Below are 16718 nucleotides of genomic sequence, written 5' to 3' on the forward strand. Positions count from 1 at the left end.
TTCAACTGCGCGCGAGCCGGTCCAGATCGCTCAGATAGGGAAGGCGGGCCTGCGCGGCAGCAACCCGCGCGGGGTCGAGATCGGCCATGATCAGCGCCTCCTGCGCCCCGGCCTCGGCAGCGGTGCCGCCATCGGGGGCGACGATCCGGCTGCCGCCCAGATAGCGCAGCCCGTCTTCCGTCCCGGCATGGTTGGCATAGGCCAGCCAGACCCCGTTCTCGAAGGCGCGGGTGGGGATCAGCTTGCGCGCGACGACAGGCCACTGATCGCTCAGCGCCGTGGGCACCAGGACGATCTGCGCCCCGGCGCGCGCCGCGTCGCGCACGGTTTCGGGGAACTCCACCTCGTAGCAGATCAGAAGCGCCAGGCGCAGACCGCCCCAGTCGAAAAGCGTCTGTTCGGCGCCATCGGCGAACCAGTCGCCCTCGAAGGAGCCCGGCGCATTGAGCCGCTTGCGGTGATTGGCCAGCAGCGTCCCGTCCGGCCCCGCCACGGAAGCGGCATTGTAAAGCGCGCCGTCCGCACCGCGTTCGGGATAGCCAAAGGCGATGGCGCAGCCATGCCGGTGCGCGATCGCGGCCACCGCTTGGAAGCCGGGCCCGCCGCAGGGGTCGGCGCGGTCGGCCACCGCACCGCCGATATTGTAGCCCGACAGGAAAAGCTCAGGGCAGACGACCATATCCGCGCCGCGGCCCGCGAGTGCCGCGTCGAGCCGGGCGAGCCGGGTCTCCAGGCTCTGCCCGCCCGCGGCGCATTGCCAGATGCCGAGCTTCATGAGGCGGCGCTTTCGCGGATCGAGAGGCGGGGCATTGCACGGGTCCTTATGTCGCTCGGGATGCCATTCAGAGGCACGATCCGGGGCCGGCCTGTCTTGTCCGTTCCCGACATGGCACGCCGCTCAGGATTCCTCAGCCGGGCCAGCCATCGGCGCCGGTCAGCGCGTCGGTCAGCAGCGAATCGGGCTCCTCCAGCGGAGCGATCACGTTGAAATGATGCCGCCCCGGCGCGTGGACCAGCCGCGTACAGGCGCCGAGGCCGGTCCAGATATTGGCCAGAAGATCGGTCTGGCGCACAAATTCCGGCAGTTCGCCCGCACCCGCCCAGGCGGTGACGCGCGCACCGGGCCGGGGGGTAAGCAGAGCCGGGCTTTCCGCCTCCGCCTCGGCAGCATCCAGGCGGATATCGTCATTTATCGCGGTTTTCAGGAGCGGGCGCAGGTCATGCACGCCGCTGATCGTCAGGACATGGTCGATCCGCGCCGCAACCTCCGGCGTCAGGGGCGTGTCGGTGCAGACCATCCGCGCCACAAGCTGCCCGCCTGCGGAATGCCCGGCCAGCCGGACCGGCCCGGCGACACGTTGGGCGGCTGCCGAGACGGCCTGCCCGATCTCCTGCGTCATCCGGGACAGGCGGGCCTCGGGTGCCAGCGTGTAGGAGGGGATCGCCACCGCCCAGCCCTGCGCCAGCGCGCCGGTGGCCAGATGCGACCAGAAGGTCTTGTCGAAGCGCCGCCAATAGCCGCCATGCACGAAAACGGCGAGCCCCAGCGGGCTGCGCACCGGATGGAAGAGGTCGAAGACCTGCCGCGGTGCTGTGCCGTAGGGTAGATTTTCCTCCATCCGCCCGGCCGCGGCCATGTCGGTGCGGAATGCTGTCGCTGCGGCCTGCCAGCGGTCGGGATAGGTCGCGGAATCCGAGACATGATCGACATTGGAATAGGCCTGGTCCCAGTCGGTGATCATCGGTTCAGACTCCCTGTCGCGCTTGGGCGAACCATGCCGCCCGGCCGAGGCAACGGCAAGCCCCTGATGGACGGTGGTTCAGCCTGCCCGCAGTCGATGGGCCAGACCGGCGGCGCGGTGCGCAAGGCGCTCGATCGCGGGCCAGTCTTCGGCCTCCACCAATGCGCGCGGCGCCGTCCAGGACCCGCCCACGCAGAGCACGTTGGGCAGTGCCAGATAATCCGGCGCGTTGGCCTCGGTCACGCCGCCGGTCGGGCAGAAGGCCAGTTGGGGCAGCGGCGCCGCGATGGCCGCCAGCGCGGACGCCCCGCCCGAGGCCGCGGCGGGGAAGAATTTCAGCATGTCATGGCCCTCCTCCAGAAGCCGCATCATCTCGCTGGGCGTGACCGCGCCGGGCAGCAGCGGCAGCCCCGCGTCGAGCGCTGCCTCGATCAGCCGCGGGGTGGCGCCGGGCGAGACGCCGAAATCCGCGCCCGCCTCGACCGCGCGCGCCACATCGCAGGGCGTCAGAAGCGTGCCCGCGCCCACCACCGCACCCGGCACCTGCGCCATTTCGCGCAGCGCGGCCTCGGCGGCGGGGGTGCGCAGCGTGACCTCCAGCACACTCAGGCCCCCGGCCAGCAGCGCCTCGGCCAGCGGCCGGGCGCGCCCGGCGTCATGGATTTCCATGACCGGGATCACCGGGGTCCGCGCGCAGATGCCGCGCAGCACGGCGGCGCTTTCACGGGGCGTCATCGCGGCCATCAGACCACGACCCCCGCGCCCTCGGTCGCCGGGCCGACCGAACGGCGGAAGACCTCGAAAAGCTCGCGCCCCAGACCGCTGGCATTGGCCGAGAGGTCGGGTGCTGCGGGCTCGCGCGCCTCCACGCCTTCGGTCAGCACTTCCAGCCGCCCCGCATCGGCGTCCAGCCGGATCATGTCGCCGTCGCGCAGCCGCGCGATCACCCCGCCCTCGGCGGCCTCGGGGGACAGGTGGATCGCGGCCGGAACCTTGCCCGAGGCACCCGACATCCGCCCGTCGGTGACCAACGCCACCTCGTGGCCTCGGCTTTGCACGACTGACAGGACGGGGGTGAGCGCGTGCAACTCCGGCATGCCGTTGGCGCGCGGACCCTGGAAGCGCAGCACCACGATGCAGTCGCGGTCCAGCGCGCCGTCGCGGAACGCCTGTTTCACCGCTTCCTGATCGTGGAAGACAAGCGCCGGGGCGGTGATCGCGCGATGCTCAGGCGCGACGGCGGAGATCTTGATCACCCCGCGGCCCAGATTGCCTTCCAGCCGCGCGAGCCCGCCAGTGTCCTGAAACGGGGTGCCGGCAGGGCGCAGTATCCTGTCGTTTCGGGTCGTGCGCGCGCCGTCCCCCCAGACCAGCGCGCCGTCCTTGAGCTTCGGCTCGCGCGTGTAATGCGACAGTCCGTCGCCCGCGACGGTGCGCACATCCTCGTGCAGGAGACCCGCGTCCAGCAATTCGCCGATCAGATAGGCCAGCCCGCCCGCTGCGTGGAAATGGTTCACATCGGCAAGCCCGTTGGGATAGACCCGCGCCATCAGCGGCACCGTGGCGGAGATATCCGCAAAATCGGCGATGTCGAGCACGATGCCCGCAGCCCGCGCCATCGCGACCAGATGGATCACCAGATTGGTCGAGCCGCCGGTGGCCATCAGCCCTGCGATGCCGTTGACGAAGGCGCGCTCGTCCAGGATCTCGCCCGCCGGGCGGTAATCGTTGCCGAGTGCCGTGATCTCCAGCGCGCGGGCGGTGCCCGCATCCGTCAGCGCGTCGCGCAACGGCGTGTTGGGGTTGACGAAACTCGCGCCCGGCAAGTGCAGGCCCATCAGTTCCATCAGCATCTGGTTGGAATTCGCGGTGCCGTAGAAGGTGCATGTGCCCGGCCCGTGATAGGAGGCCATCTCGGCCTCCATCAGCGCGTCGCGGTCCACTTCGCCCGCGGCGAATTGCTGGCGGACGCGCGCCTTCTCGTCATTGGGCAGGCCGCTGGTCATCGGGCCGGCGGGCAGGAAGACGGCGGGCAGGTGCCCGAAACTCGCCGCCGCGATCACGAGGCCCGGCACGATCTTGTCGCAGACCCCCAGGAAGACCGCGGCGTCGAAGGTGTTATGCGACAGCGCGACCCCGGCGGCGAGCGCAATCACATCGCGCGAGAAAAGGCTGAGCTCCATCCCCGTCTGGCCTTGCGTGATGCCATCGCACATAGCCGGCACGCCGCCCGCCACCTGCGCGGTGCCCCCGGCGCGCCGCGCGGCCTCGCGGATGCGGGCGGGGAACCCCTCGAACGGCTGATGCGCCGAAAGCATGTCGTTATAGGCGGTCACGATGGCCAGATTGGGTGCGCGGTGTTCGGCCAGCATGTCCTTGTCGGGTCCGGTCGCGGCATAGGCATGGGCCTGGTTGGAGCAACTGAGATGTGCCCGGCGCGGGCCGTCTTCGGCGGCGCGCCGGATTTTCTCCAGATAGGCCGCGCGGCTCTCGCGGGAGCGGTCGCGGATCCGCTCGGTCACGGCATGGATGCGATTGTCGAGGGGCATGGGCTCTCCGCTGCGGTCTCCCCTGCATGTTGGCGCTAACAGGCGGGGAGATCAACCGCCTGGCGCGCCCGCCTTACACAGGCAATCGGATCGGGAACCGCTCACGCAGCGCGCGATCCAGATCCGGCGGGAAGGCCGCAGGCGCGGGCTGCGAGAGGATCTCCAGCTTGCGTGCGGTCGCCGCCTTCAACAGATCGGGCTTGCCCACCTCGGCCCATTCCTTGGGGCTCGTGCGGTCGCCCAGGGCGGGGTAGATGTAGTCGCGCTGCATGAGCGAGAGTGTCTGCGCATGGCCCAGGTAATGACCCGGCCCGCCCAGGCACACCGCGCGCATTGCCTCCAGGCTGACGCTGTCTTCGGTCACCTCGACGCCGCGCACGCAGCGCAGTGCCTGCCCGATCAGGTCGTCGCCCAGGATCAGGCTCTCCAGGCAGAAGCCCAGCAGCGAGGCATGCATCCCCGCGGCCTCGTAGACCATGTCGAGCCCCGAGAGCCCGGCCATGACGTTGGAACACATCTGCTCCCACCCGGCCTGCATGTCCGGCAGCTTGGCGTCCGCGATCCCCGCCGCCGCGCCGCCCGGCAGGCCATAATAGCCGTGCATCTGCGAGCAGGCCGCCGTCAGCAGCGCCTGTTCGCCCGAGCCGCCCGACATCGCGCCCGAGCGCAGATCCGACACGAAAGGCCAGGTCCCGAAGATCGCCGGATGTCCGGGGCGGATCGCGTTGACATAGACCATCCCGGCCAGGCATTCCGCAATCGCCTGCACCACGGCGCCGGCGATGGCGGCGGGCGCGGTGGCCCCTGCCTGCCCGGCGGAAAGCAGCAGAACCGGCATCCCCTGGGCGATGCAGCGCTCCATCACCAGACAGCTTTCGGTGGCGAATTTCATCGGCGGCACGACGAAACAGTTGGAGTTGGAGATGAAGGGCCGCGCGCGCCACGCGTCCTCGCCCCCGGCGATAACGTGGATCAGCTCGAAACAGCCATCCACGAAGCCCCGTTCGGTGAAGCTGACGCCGACATGTTTCGTCGTGCCCCGGCAACAGGCGTAGATCGTGTTGAGATCCATCTCGAAATTGTCCGGGATGTCGCGCGCCACCATCGGCCGTTGCAGGAAATGGATGTTGTCCAGCCGGTCGGCGATGCGCGCGGCGTCGTAGATGTCCTGCACGGTGCTGTCGCGGTAGGTGCGGCCTTCCACATCGACCAGATGGACCGCCGCGCCGGCGGTGCCGTAATGCACCCGCCCGCCGCCGATGCGCAGATCGCGCGACGGCTCGCGGCCGAAAAGAGTGATCTCGCGTGCGGCGACCGCAAGCATGTCCTCGACCAGCGCGCGGGGAAAGCGGATGCGCCCGTCGTCGCCCTGAACGGCGCCTGCGCCGGTCAGCGCCAGCACGCCGCTTGGCGGCGCATCGGCCAGGCCGATTTCCTCGAGCGCCTGAAGTGCTGCCTCGTGGATACGGGCCATCCCCGCGTCGGTCAGCGGCCGGTAGGTGCCGCCGGACATGCCGGGCTGGACGGGGCGGATGTCTTCGGCCAGGGGAGCGGCGCGCAGGGCGACGCGCGCGGCACGGCCCCCGGCACGGCGAGTGGTGTCTTTGCTCATCTTGATATTCCAGTATTGGAGTTGGGATCAGGTACGGGCGGCGCGCGTGGCGCGACGTCCCGGCCGACCGCGCGCGGCCAGCCCCCTTGCAGCACCGATCGTCCGTGCGACCAGCGCGATCAGCCAGTCGTGGTCCGACATCGGCCGTCTCCCTGCCACTTTTCGGCATTTGAGCGGCGCGTGGCGCCCCTGTCTGTTCTCTTTGCGCCAGAACGTCGGTTTTGGAGTAATTTCCTTTTCGGCGGAAACCTGCGCAGCGCGGCGGGCCGGTTTCGGCGCGCTGCCGCGCATGGTGACGGCACGGGTTACATTCACCCGCACGGTCACCATTTCTGCCGAACGCAACAAAGCAGTAATCCGGGTGCATTCCGCGCCCGGTTACAGGAGGGTATCATGCGTATCTTGACCATTCTGACCGCAACCACCTATGGCCTCGGCTCTGCCGTGGCCCATGCCGGCAGCACCGCGCCCGCGCCGCAGGAGCCGATCGTTACGCAACCCGCCCCCGCCCCCGCGCCGGTCCGGACCGGAGGCGACTGGGGCGGCTTCTATGGCGGTGTGCAGCTCGGCTTCGGCGATTTCGACGCCGACGGCGCCGGGCTCAATGCCAGCGACGAGGGCGTCGTGGGCGGTATCCACGGCGGCTACAATCATGATTTCGGCAATTTCGTCCTGGGCGGCGAGGCCGAGATCGACGGCGCCGATGTGGATTTCGCAGGCGGCGGCGGGGTTGACACGATCACCCGGCTGAAACTGCGTGCCGGTCCCGATCTGGGGCGCACCTTTCTCTACGGCACGGTGGGCGCGGCCTACGCCGATGGCAGCGCCGGCGGGTCCGGTTTCAGCGAATGGGGCTACACCGCCGGAGCGGGGCTCGACTACCAGCTCACCCCGAACTGGATCATTGGCGGCGATGTGCTCTACCAGGAGTTCGAGGACGTGACCCCTGCGGGCGACGATCTGGACGGCACGGTGGTGCGGGCACGCGCCTCCTACCGCTTCTGATATCACCTGCCGGTGCCGGACCAGGGGCGGCGCCACGCTGCGCCGTCCCAACCACCCGGCGCCCATCGCGGCGTGGTGACGGGCCGGACGGGTCAGCGTCACGAACGGCGGCGTGCGCGTGAGCGCGCCGTCACAAGGCGCGGAGCATGACTTTCAAGGGGCGAAAGCCGCCCCATCTGCTGACGGGAGAGGACGATCCCGCCCTCGCAACCCGCAGACAGATCGAAAGGACATGACCCATGCGCCGTCTCAGTATTCTTGCCCTCGGAACCCTTCTCGCCGGCCCGGCTGTGGCGGCGGACGATTTCGCCAGTCCCGGCGCCGGCGCGGAGCCGACGCGGCTGTCCTTCAACGCGCCGGAGAAGCCTCGCTTCGGCGTGGTCAAATCGACACGTGGGATCGGCGACTGGACCGGACCCTATGTCGGTGTCCAGATCGGCTGGGGCGATTTCGACACCGATGGCGGCGGGCTCAGCGGTGACGACGACAGCGTGCTGGGCGGCGTGCATGCCGGCTACAACCACGATTTCGGCAGATTCGTCATCGGCGCCGAGGTCGATGCCGACATCACCGATATCGATGTCGGCACCAATGGCGAGCTGGACACGCTGGTCCGGCTCAAGCTCCGCGCGGGGCCGGATCTGGGGCGCTACTTCGTTTACGGCACGGTCGGTGCGGTCTATGCCGATGGCAGCGCCGGCGGCTCGAATTTCGACGAGCTTGGTTGGCTCGTCGGCGGCGGCGTGGACTACCAGTTCAACGACAACTGGGTGCTGGGCGCCGATCTGCTCTATCACGAGGTGGACAACATCACCGCCACGGGCGGCGATCTGGACGGCACCACGCTGCGGGTCCGCGCCTCCTACCGGTTCTGATCCTTCGGGGCGGTCCCCACGCCGGGGCCGCCTTTCGCATCACACCGCCCGGCGCAGTCGTGACCGGGTTTTCACATGACCCGGCGGACGCCTTCCCGAACAGGGCGCGCCCTCCTATCTGATGATCAGTGCCGGAAATGCGATCTCCGCGCCTGCCTGCCAGAAAGGAGGATCCGATGCGCCTTCTCGTCTTGACCCTCTTCATCATGGCCAGCCTCAGTTCCGCCATCGCGGCGCGCAACGCCGCGCGCGGGGCGGGGCCTGTGATCGCGGTCGCCCATGTGCCTGCGATCGACCTGCATGACACCGACCGGCGCCGCAGCATCGACCTGCGCCGCGGCGCGCACCCGCATCTCTGAGCCGCAACCGTTCATGTCCGGGGGCACCGGCGCGTGAACGGAAATCACGGCAGGCCGATCCGCCGTGTGGGCCGGATCACTTGCGCGCCAACGCCTCTTTTCCGAGCCGGGGCGCTTCCCATTTCGAAGGCATGAAGGCGCGGAGGCGCCGCGCCGCAGATGCAAAGGAAAGGACGAGACCCATGCGTATTCCGACCCTCATCGCGCTGGCCGTCGCGGCCGCGCTTCCGGCCGCAGCGATGTTCGCGGGCACCACCGCACAGATCAACCCCGCCGGTGCCGCCGCGACCTACGCACACGCCATCGACGCGGACAAGATCACACGCCCCGATCCCTGATCGCGGACCGCACGGAAACCAGTCCGGAACGGGCAGCCGTGGTGCTGCCCGTTTTCTTTTCAAGTGTTTGAAACAATGCTGTGATTTCACCTTTTCATGAGTCGGCGTGAGGGCCTTTTCACAGGCGCGGGACAGGGGGTTTCACCACGGAAATCAGACCCCAGATGAGGGTCATCAAAGGCGCGGATCATCCGGCCGACCTGACCTGAAAAGGAGACAGTACCATGCGTATTCTGAGTGCACTCGCCATCGTTGCCGCCACCGCCGGAACCGCCTTCGCGGGCGGCGTGTCCAGCCCTCTCAAGGGCGGTTCGGAGGTCTTCGACGCACCGCATATCGACCCCTGGAGTTCCGAATACCGGGATGCGCCGCATATCGACCCCTGGACTTCCGAGTATCGTTACGAGAATGACTCCCCCTCGGAGATCGACCCGATGAACGGCATCGGCCGCTGACCGGCCACGCTCACGGAATGGATGACCAGCGGGCGGCCTTCGGGCCGCCCGTTTTCGTTCGCGGTTCAGTCGTCACTCCCGGCCAGTTCTCCCAGCACATCATGAACCGCCAGCACATCGGCGTGGGTCGTCGCCCAGCCGCCCACCGCGACGCGGATCACCGGGCGGCCCGCATGGCGGGTCAGGGTGAGGTAAATCCGCCCGTCATCGTTCACCCGCTCCAGCAGCGCCTCGGTCCGGGCATCGGCATCGTCCCCGGTCAGCCGGAAGCTCAGGAGCGACAGGGGCGAGGCGGTGACGATCTCGAAGCGCGGATCGTCCTGCAACCGCCCGGCCAACTCGCGGCTCCAGGCGACATGGTCGCGGATGCGCGCGCGCAGCCCCTCCAGCCCCTCGGCGCGCAGCAGGAACCACAGCTTGAGCGCCCGGAACCGGCGGCCGAGCGGCACCGTCCATTCGTTGAAATTCGTGATCTCCTCCGCTCCCGGCGTTTGCAGGTAGTCGGGACGCAGGCCCATCGTGCGGATCTGCGGGCCGGGATCGGACAGGAACTGCACGGCACAGTCGAACTGCGCGCCCAGCCATTTATGCGGGTTGAAGACGATCGAATCGGCCAGGTCCACGCCGTCCCAGAGCGCGCGGAATTCCGGGCAGATCATCGCCGAGCCGGCCCAGGCGGCATCGACATGCGTATAGAGCCCCTCGGCCCGCGCGACCTCCAGCACCTCGCGCACCGGGTCGATGGCGCCGACCGAGGTGCCACCGACGCAGACCACCACACCCGCCGGCAAATGCCCCGCGTCGCGATCCGCGGCGACGGCGCGGGCCAATGCGTCGGGGTCCATGCCCAGATCCGCGCGAACCGGCAGCTTCATCAGGTTCTCCTGCCCGATCCCGGCCATGCGTACCGCCTTGTCGATCGACGAATGGGTCTGGTCGGAGGCATAGATACGCGGGCGCGCCTGGCCCGCCAACCCCTGCGTCAGCCCGGTCCAGCCCAGCGCGCGTTCGCGCATGGTCAGCACCGCGCAGAAGGTGGCCGTGGTGGCGGCGTCGTGGATCGTGCCCGTGAAATGCCCGGCCAGCCCCAGCGCGTCGCGCAGCCAGCGGACCATGACCTGCTCGATCTCGGTCGCGGCGGGCGAAGTCTGCCAGAGCATGCATTGCGCGGCCATCGCATTGGCAAGCTGCTCGGCCAGCATCGAGGCCGGGGCGGCGGCGGCCGGAAAATAGGCGAAGAAGCGCGGGTGCTGCCAATGGGCCATGGCATCGGGCACCAGCGCCTCGAAATCGGCGAAGATCGCCTCCATCGGCTCAGGTTCCTCCGGGGCGCGGGCGGGCAGGCGGGCGGCCACGTCGCCCGGCCGCACAGATGCGCGCACCGGGCGGTCGCGCAGCCCCGCGTGATAATCCGCCGCCCAGTCGGCTGCGCGTTTCGACCAGTGCCGCAACTCGTCCTGGTTCATTGGCCAGCCTCCAGCAGCGCGTCGATCTCGTCGCCGGAAACGCTCACCCCCAGCGGGCTGAAATCTCCGGACGCGAACATAGCCTGCGCGGCGTCGCGGATCACCCGATGGGTGGCGCGCGCCAGCGCCGAGCCGAGCGAGATGCGCGCCACGCCCGCCGCCGCGAACCGGGCGCGGCTGACCCCGGTATAGGGCCCGGCGGCAAGGGCGTTGACGGGCTTAGAGGTGGCCGCGCAGATGCGCGCCTGATCCTCCATGCTGGCGGGAAGCGGCGCATAGAGGCAATCCGCCCCGGCTGCGTCGAACGCTGCCAGCCGCGCCAGCGCCTCGTCGATATCGTACTGACCGTTCATGATCCCGTCGGCGCGGGCCACCAGAACGAAATCGCGGGGCAGGGCGCGGGCGGCCGCGGCGGCGGCGCGAATGCGCTCCACCGCTAGGCCGCGTGCATAGGGCGTCTCGGCCGGCAGGTCCGTGTCCTCGATGGAAATGCCCGCGAGCCCGGCCTCGCAGGCCAGGCGCACCGTATCGGCCACGGCGTCGGGATCGTGCGCGAAGCCGTTCTCGAAATCGCCGGAGACGGGCAGCGGCGTGGCGGCGACCAGCGCCTCGGCATGGGCCAGCGCCTCGTCCCGGCTGACATGGCCCATATCCGGGCGGCCCAGCGTGAAGGCATGGGCGGCCGAGGAGGTGGCAATGGCCTCAGCCCCGAGCGCGGCCAGCATCCGCGCCGATCCGGCGTCCCAGGCATTGGCCAGGATGAAGGGATCGCCGGGGCGGTGAAGGGCGCGGAACGCCGCGCCGGGATCGGATCGGGTCATGGGATCATCCTTTCTGCAAAGCGCACCAGCCGGGTCAGCGCCGTCTCGAAGGCCGCATCCGGCAGGGTCATGGCCACGCGCACATGGCCCGAAGCGGCGCGGCCGAAACTTTCGCCCGGCATCACCGCGATCAGCTCTTCATCGAGCAGGGCGTGGCCGAAGGCCTCCCCGCTCAGTCCCGTGGCGCGGATGTCGAGCATCAGGTACATCGCACCGGACGAGGGCACCAGCCGCAGCGCGTTGTGGCCCTCCAGGATGCGCCGTGCGATCTCGCGCCGGCGCCGGAAGGGGGCGGCGACCTCGGTCTCGATCTGCGGCATTTCCTCCAGCGCGAAACGGGCGGCCTCCTGAATATAGCCCGGCACGCCGTAGGTGGTGACGGTGGCCAGGTCGATCAGCCGGGCGATTGCCGCCTCCGGTCCCACGATCCAGCCCACGCGTGAGCCGGTCATGGCGTGGCTTTTCGACATCGAGCCCACGACCAGCGTCCGTTCGGCCATGCCCGGCAGCGCACGCGGCGAGACATGCGCGCCTTCCCAGACCTGGGTATCGTAGACCTCGTCGGAGATCAGCCACAGGTCTTGGGCCTGCGCCGCACGGGCGATACCGTCGAGCGTCGCGCGATCATAGACGACGCCGGTCGGGTTGTTGGGCGAGTTGACCAGCAGGCTGACCGCGCCCGCCGCTCGTTCCGATATCGCCGCTTCCTGCGGGCGGAAGAAGTCGCGCGGGCGGGTGGGGATTGCCACCGCCTCGGCTCCGGCGGCGCGGATCGTGCCGGGATAGGTGGTGTAATGGGGGTCGCAGTAGAGCGCCCGGTCGCCCGGATCGCAAAGCGCGACATGCGCGGCATAGAGCGCGGCCTGACCGCCCGGTGTGATCAGCACGTTTTCCGGCCCGGTCGGCACGCCGCTCTGCGCCGCCACCCGCCGCGCCACGGCCCGGCGCAGGTTCTCCATACCGGGCACCACCGCATAGCCCGTATTGCCGCCCCGCGCGTCGCGGTGCATCGCGTCGAGGATCGCGGCATCGGTGCCGATATCGTGCTCGCCGATGGTCAGTTCCAGCACCGGGGCGCCGGCATCCTTCATCGCGCGGGCGCGCAGGAAGAGCCCCCAGCCATCCGCGCCGCCCGCATTGATACCCTCGATCCGTCCGGATAGCCGCACGTCATCCTCCTGTCCGCCAAAGGCAGAAGGCAGCATGGCGCGCACGGATTGGCAAGGGGGATTATGCTTGCGCGGCGGCGCGGGCTTGGGCATAAGCGGGGCCATGAGAATGGCGTCGCTCATCTGCGGGATTTGCATTACCGGCTGACATACCAGGCGGGCCATTCGCGTGTTTTCACCAAACATCCAAGCTGATAGGCCCGCCGGGCGACCTGGCGTAAGGACGGCTTGATGGCTGAGATCAGATTGTGGAACACCAGAACCAGGGCGAAGGAGCCGCTGGTCCCGCTCGATCCCGAGAACCTGCGGATGTATGTCTGCGGCCCGACCGTCTATGACCGGGCGCATATCGGCAACGCGCGGCCCGTGGTGGTCTTCGACGTACTCTACCGGCTGCTGCGCCATGAATACGGCGCGGATCACGTCACTTACGTGCGCAACTTCACGGATGTGGACGACAAGATCAACGCGCGCGCGGCCGAGATGAAGGGGCGGGGCGACACCCGCCCGCTGGTCGAGATCATCCGTGAACTGACCGACGAGACGATCCGCTGGTATCACGAAGACATGGACGAGCTGGGGGCGCTGCCCCCGACGCATGAGCCGCGCGCCACCGACTATATCGGCCAGATGGTGGCGATGATCGCCGTACTGGTCGAGAAGGGCCATGCCTATGCGGCGGAGGGCCATGTGCTCTTCGACGTCAAGAGCTACGGCGATTACGGCAAGCTGGCGCGCCGGTCACTGGACGACATGCGGGCCGGTGCAAGGGTGGAGGTCGCACCCTACAAGCGCGACCCGATGGATTTCGTGCTCTGGAAGCCCTCGACCGACGAGGAGCCGGGCTGGGACAGCCCCTGGGGCCGCGGCCGCCCCGGCTGGCATATCGAGTGCTCGGCCATGGCGCATGAATTGCTGGGGGAGAGTTTCGACATCCACGGCGGCGGCATCGACCTGGCCTTCCCGCATCACGAGAACGAGGTCGCGCAATCGGCCTGCGCCCATCCCGAGGGCGATTTCGCGAAGATCTGGATGCATAACGGGTTTCTGCAGGTCGAGGGGGAGAAGATGTCGAAGTCGCTCGGCAATTTCTTCACGGTGAAGGATCTGCTGGACCAGGGCATCCCCGGCGAGGTGATCCGGTTTGTGCTGTTGAGCACGCATTACCGGCAGCCGCTCGACTGGACGGAGCGGAAGGTGGCGGAGGCGACGCGGTTTCTCGCGAATCTTTTTGCTGACGATCATATCGTCGGGATGCTCGACGTCTTCAAGTCGGGGAAACTTCACGGAAAACTGCCTGATCCGGATGGCGACATCGTTGATGCGCTCGCTGACGATCTGAATACCCATCTCGCCCTGCAGCTATTCCGCAAGAAGGTGCACAGGCGGAACAAGGCGCGACGCGACGAGGCGTTGCAGTTGATTGCGGATGGCCGGCTACTAGGATTCTTCAGTGACGGCGACCGACCGTCGCCGTTAGTGGCGCAGCCCAGAGAGGCATTTCAGCACGCGGAAAGAATCGAAGGCCTCCTTCGCGAACGGGCAGAGGCGCGGAAGGCCAAGGATTTTGAACGCAGCGACAGAATACGCGACGGTCTTCTCGCCGCTGGACTGGAATTGCGGGACACGAGTCACGGGACGGAATGGGTGGCCAAGCCCGATTTCAACCCCGCAAAACTGGAGGCCCTCAAATGACCTGTCGCGCGACAGAGGGCAGCGCCCGGCCCGCGCGGGGCCTGACCGCCGGGTGGGCGCTGCAACGGTTGAGGGTGGCACTTTATGGTGCCAGATACATCGAGCGATTGTGCGGGTTGGCAACGTTGCAAAAGCGCCCGCCCGAGGGGGCGGTCGGGCGCTGCGCGGCGGCGCGTTCCGCGCCTCGATTCCGCGCAAGACCCTTGAACACAGGGGAGGCGCGTCATGGCTAAGGACCGCCTCTATATCTACGACACGACGCTGCGCGACGGGCAGCAGACGCAGGGCGTGCAGTTTTCCACCCCCGAGAAACTGCGCATCGCCACCGCGCTCGACGCGCTCGGCGTCGATCACATCGAGGGCGGCTGGCCCGGTGCCAACCCCACCGACAGCGAGTTCTTCGCCGCCGCGCCGCAGACCCGCGCCACGCTCACCGCCTTCGGCATGACCAAGCGTGCCGGGCGCTCGGCGGCCAATGACGACGTGCTCGCGGCGGTCCTGAATGCCGGCACACGTGCGGTCTGTCTGGTCGGCAAGACGCATGATTTCCACGTCGAAACGGCGCTTGGCATCTCCCTCGACGACAACATTCAGAACATCGCGCAATCGGTTGCGCATATTGTGGAAAACGGGCGGGAGGCGATCTTCGACGCCGAGCATTTCTTCGACGGCTACGGCGCCAACCCGGCCTATGCGCTGGACTGCCTGCGCGCCGCCCATGACGCGGGCGCACGCTGGATCGTGCTTTGCGACACCAATGGCGGCGCGCTGCCTGAGGCCGTGGGCCGTATTACGGCTGAAGTCGTCGCGGCGGGCATTCCGGGCGACCGGCTGGGCATCCACACCCATGACGACACCGGCAACGCCGTGACCAACAGCCTGGCCGCGATAGACGCGGGCGCGCGGCAGGTGCAGGGCACGCTCAACGGGCTGGGGGAACGCTGCGGTAACGCCAACCTGACCACGCTGATCCCGACGCTCCTGCTCAAGGAGCCCTATGCCAGCGGGCTGGAGACCGGCGTCACGCCCGAGGCGCTGGCCGGTCTCACCCGCATCTCGCGGCTGCTCGACGACATCCTCAACCGCGTGCCCGACAAGTCCGCGCCCTATGTCGGGGCCTCGGCCTTCGCGCACAAGGCGGGGCTCCATGCCAGCGCCATCGCCAAGGATCCCGCGACCTACGAGCATGTGGACCCGGCGTCGGTGGGCAACACGCGCGTCGTGCCGATGTCGAACCAGGCCGGCCAGTCGAACCTGCGCGCCCGGCTCGCCGAGGCGGGGATCAATGTCGAGCCGGACGACACGCGGCTGGCGCGCATCCTGGAGATCGTGAAGGAACGCGAGGATCAGGGCTATGCCTATGACACCGCACAGGCCAGTTTCGAACTGGTCGCGCGGCGCGAACTGGACCAGCTGCCGACCTTTTTCGAGGTCAAGCGCTACCGCGTCTCCATCGAGCGGCGCAAGAACAAGTACAACCGCATGGTCACGCTCTCGGAGGCGGTCGTCGTGGTCAGGATCGGTGGCGAGAAGGTGCTGTCGGTCTCCGAGAGTATGGACGAGGAAGGCAATGACCGCGGCCCGGTCAACGCGCTGGCCCGCGCGCTCGGCAAGGATCTGGGACCCTATCAGGCGATCATAGACGACATGCGGCTGGTCGATTTCAAGGTGCGCATCACCGATGGCGGGACCGAGGCCGTGACCCGCGTCATCATCGACAGCGAGGACGGGCAGGGGCGGCGCTGGTCCACCGTGGGCGTTTCGGCCAACATCGTGGATGCCAGTTTCGAGGCGCTGCTTGACGCGGTGGAATGGAAACTGGTGCGCGACGGCGCCGCTGCGCCGTGAGCGGAGCGGATTTCGACGCCTGCGCCGAACTGGTGGAGCGCGGCGATCCCGACCGGTTTCTTAGCGTGATGACCGCACCGCCGGCACGGCGCGGCGCGCTCATGGCGCTCTATGCCTTCAATATCGAGGTCAGCCGCGCGCCCTGGGTGACGGCCGAGCCGATGATCGCGGAGATGCGCCTGCAATGGTGGCACGACGCGCTGGAGGAGATTGCCGCGGGCGCCAGCCCCCGCGCGCATGAGGTGGTCACGCCACTGGCCGAAGTGGTCGCGGAACACGGCCTGCCGGTCGCTGCGTTGAGTGGTCTTGTGGCGGCACGGCGGGGCGATATCTATCCCGATCCGCCCGCCGATCGCGCCGCCTTCGACGCCTATCTCGACGCGACCTCGGGCAACCTGATGTGGCTTGCGGCAAAGGTGCTGGGTGCGGCGCCGGAGGCCGAGGCGCCGGTGCGCGACTTCGCCTATGGGGCGGGGCTCGCGGCCTATCTGCGCGCCGTGCCGGAACTGGAGGCGCGCGGGCAGAGACCGCTCCCGGATGGGCGCGAGATCGCCGTGGCGGACCTGGCGGGCGAGGGGCTGGCGCGGATCGCGGCGGCGCGCCGGGCGCGGGGCCGGGTGGGACGCGCCGCGATCCCGGCGCTGCTGGCAGGCTGGCGGGCGGATGCCACGCTCCGCGCCGCGCGGCGCGATCCGAACCGCGTGAAATCCGGCCGCCTGACCGAACCCGAAGCGCAGCGCCGATTGAGCCTTTTCCTGCGCAGCCTGACCGGGCGCTGGTAGTC

The 16718-nt window shown here is 68.7% G+C and carries 16 protein-coding genes; 8 read left to right on the forward strand and 8 right to left on the reverse strand.

Annotated features, from left to right (window positions below):
- Position 1 precedes the first annotated feature (1 nt).
- The 5 genes from DDZ14_RS06805 to DDZ14_RS06825 form a co-directional block, all read right to left on the reverse strand.
- Positions 2-775: a carbon-nitrogen hydrolase family protein gene (locus DDZ14_RS06805; protein WP_109424200.1), complete on the reverse strand. Its 774-nt coding sequence runs from the start codon at positions 773-775 to the stop codon at positions 2-4.
- Between the two features lie 133 nt (positions 776-908).
- Positions 909-1742, reverse strand: a complete 834-nt coding sequence (locus DDZ14_RS06810) for an alpha/beta hydrolase (RefSeq protein ID WP_109424201.1) — start codon at positions 1740-1742, stop codon at positions 909-911.
- A gap of 78 nt (positions 1743-1820) precedes the next feature.
- On the reverse strand, positions 1821-2477 hold the full coding sequence (eda, locus tag DDZ14_RS06815) for a bifunctional 4-hydroxy-2-oxoglutarate aldolase/2-dehydro-3-deoxy-phosphogluconate aldolase (RefSeq protein WP_109424294.1): 657 nt from the start codon (positions 2475-2477) through the stop codon (positions 1821-1823).
- An 8-nt stretch (positions 2478-2485) separates the two neighbouring features.
- A complete protein-coding gene (edd, locus tag DDZ14_RS06820) occupies positions 2486-4291 on the reverse strand; it encodes a phosphogluconate dehydratase (RefSeq protein WP_109424202.1) in 1806 nt (601 codons plus the stop codon).
- 73 nt (positions 4292-4364) lie between these two features.
- Complete coding sequence (locus tag DDZ14_RS06825; RefSeq protein ID WP_109424203.1) at positions 4365-5903, reverse strand: trimethylamine methyltransferase family protein; 1539 nt, start codon at positions 5901-5903, stop codon at positions 4365-4367.
- A gap of 393 nt (positions 5904-6296) precedes the next feature.
- On the opposite strand from DDZ14_RS06825, the gene DDZ14_RS06830 reads away from it, so the two are divergent.
- The 5 genes from DDZ14_RS06830 (at position 6297) to DDZ14_RS06845 (ending at position 8935) form a co-directional block, all read left to right on the forward strand.
- Positions 6297-6908 (forward strand): outer membrane protein, encoded by a 612-nt coding sequence (locus tag DDZ14_RS06830; RefSeq protein WP_109424204.1) that lies wholly within the window; start codon positions 6297-6299, stop codon positions 6906-6908.
- 239 nt (positions 6909-7147) lie between these two features.
- Positions 7148-7783, forward strand: a complete 636-nt coding sequence (locus DDZ14_RS06835) for an outer membrane protein (protein WP_109424205.1) — start codon at positions 7148-7150, stop codon at positions 7781-7783.
- 176 nt (positions 7784-7959) lie between these two features.
- Positions 7960-8142: a hypothetical protein gene (locus DDZ14_RS06840; protein ID WP_109424206.1), complete on the forward strand. Its 183-nt coding sequence runs from the start codon at positions 7960-7962 to the stop codon at positions 8140-8142.
- Positions 8143-8324: 182 nt separating this feature from the next.
- Positions 8325-8480, forward strand: a complete 156-nt coding sequence (locus tag DDZ14_RS19635) for a hypothetical protein (protein ID WP_158275470.1) — start codon at positions 8325-8327, stop codon at positions 8478-8480.
- A gap of 224 nt (positions 8481-8704) precedes the next feature.
- Positions 8705-8935 (forward strand): hypothetical protein, encoded by a 231-nt coding sequence (locus tag DDZ14_RS06845; RefSeq protein WP_109424207.1) that lies wholly within the window; start codon positions 8705-8707, stop codon positions 8933-8935.
- Positions 8936-9000: 65 nt separating this feature from the next.
- Here the strand turns inward: DDZ14_RS06845 and DDZ14_RS06850 are convergent, their stop codons facing one another.
- Genes DDZ14_RS06850 through DDZ14_RS06860 form a run of 3 tightly spaced genes read right to left on the reverse strand, consistent with a single transcriptional unit; the run spans position 9001 to position 12391 of the window.
- A complete protein-coding gene (locus tag DDZ14_RS06850) occupies positions 9001-10401 on the reverse strand; it encodes a pyridoxal-dependent decarboxylase (protein WP_109424208.1) in 1401 nt (466 codons plus the stop codon).
- Positions 10398-11222: an oxaloacetate decarboxylase gene (locus DDZ14_RS06855; RefSeq protein ID WP_109424209.1), complete on the reverse strand. Its 825-nt coding sequence runs from the start codon at positions 11220-11222 to the stop codon at positions 10398-10400. Before DDZ14_RS06855 ends, DDZ14_RS06850 begins: the two co-directional genes overlap by 4 nt.
- Positions 11219-12391 carry a pyridoxal phosphate-dependent aminotransferase gene (locus DDZ14_RS06860; RefSeq protein ID WP_109424295.1) on the reverse strand — a complete coding sequence of 391 codons (1173 nt, stop codon included), beginning with the start codon at positions 12389-12391 and terminating at the stop codon, positions 11219-11221. The genes DDZ14_RS06855 and DDZ14_RS06860 overlap by 4 nt, the downstream gene beginning before the upstream one ends.
- Before the next feature lie 231 nt (positions 12392-12622).
- Here DDZ14_RS06860 and cysS point away from each other — a divergent pair, with 231 nt between their 5' ends.
- The 3 genes from cysS (at position 12623) to DDZ14_RS06875 (ending at position 16716) form a co-directional block, all read left to right on the forward strand.
- The gene (gene cysS / locus DDZ14_RS06865) at positions 12623-14086 is read left to right on the forward strand and encodes a cysteine--tRNA ligase (RefSeq protein ID WP_109424210.1); all 1464 of its coding nucleotides are present in this window, start codon (positions 12623-12625) and stop codon (positions 14084-14086) included.
- A gap of 225 nt (positions 14087-14311) precedes the next feature.
- Complete coding sequence (cimA, locus tag DDZ14_RS06870; RefSeq protein WP_109424211.1) at positions 14312-15934, forward strand: citramalate synthase; 1623 nt, start codon at positions 14312-14314, stop codon at positions 15932-15934.
- On the forward strand, positions 15931-16716 hold the full coding sequence (locus tag DDZ14_RS06875; RefSeq protein WP_233252511.1) for a squalene/phytoene synthase family protein: 786 nt from the start codon (positions 15931-15933) through the stop codon (positions 16714-16716). The genes cimA and DDZ14_RS06875 overlap by 4 nt, the downstream gene beginning before the upstream one ends.
- Positions 16717-16718 lie beyond the last annotated feature (2 nt).

The sequence above is a fragment of the Maritimibacter sp. 55A14 genome, assembly GCF_003122205.1.
Taxonomy (GTDB): Bacteria; Pseudomonadota; Alphaproteobacteria; order Rhodobacterales; family Rhodobacteraceae; genus QEYE01.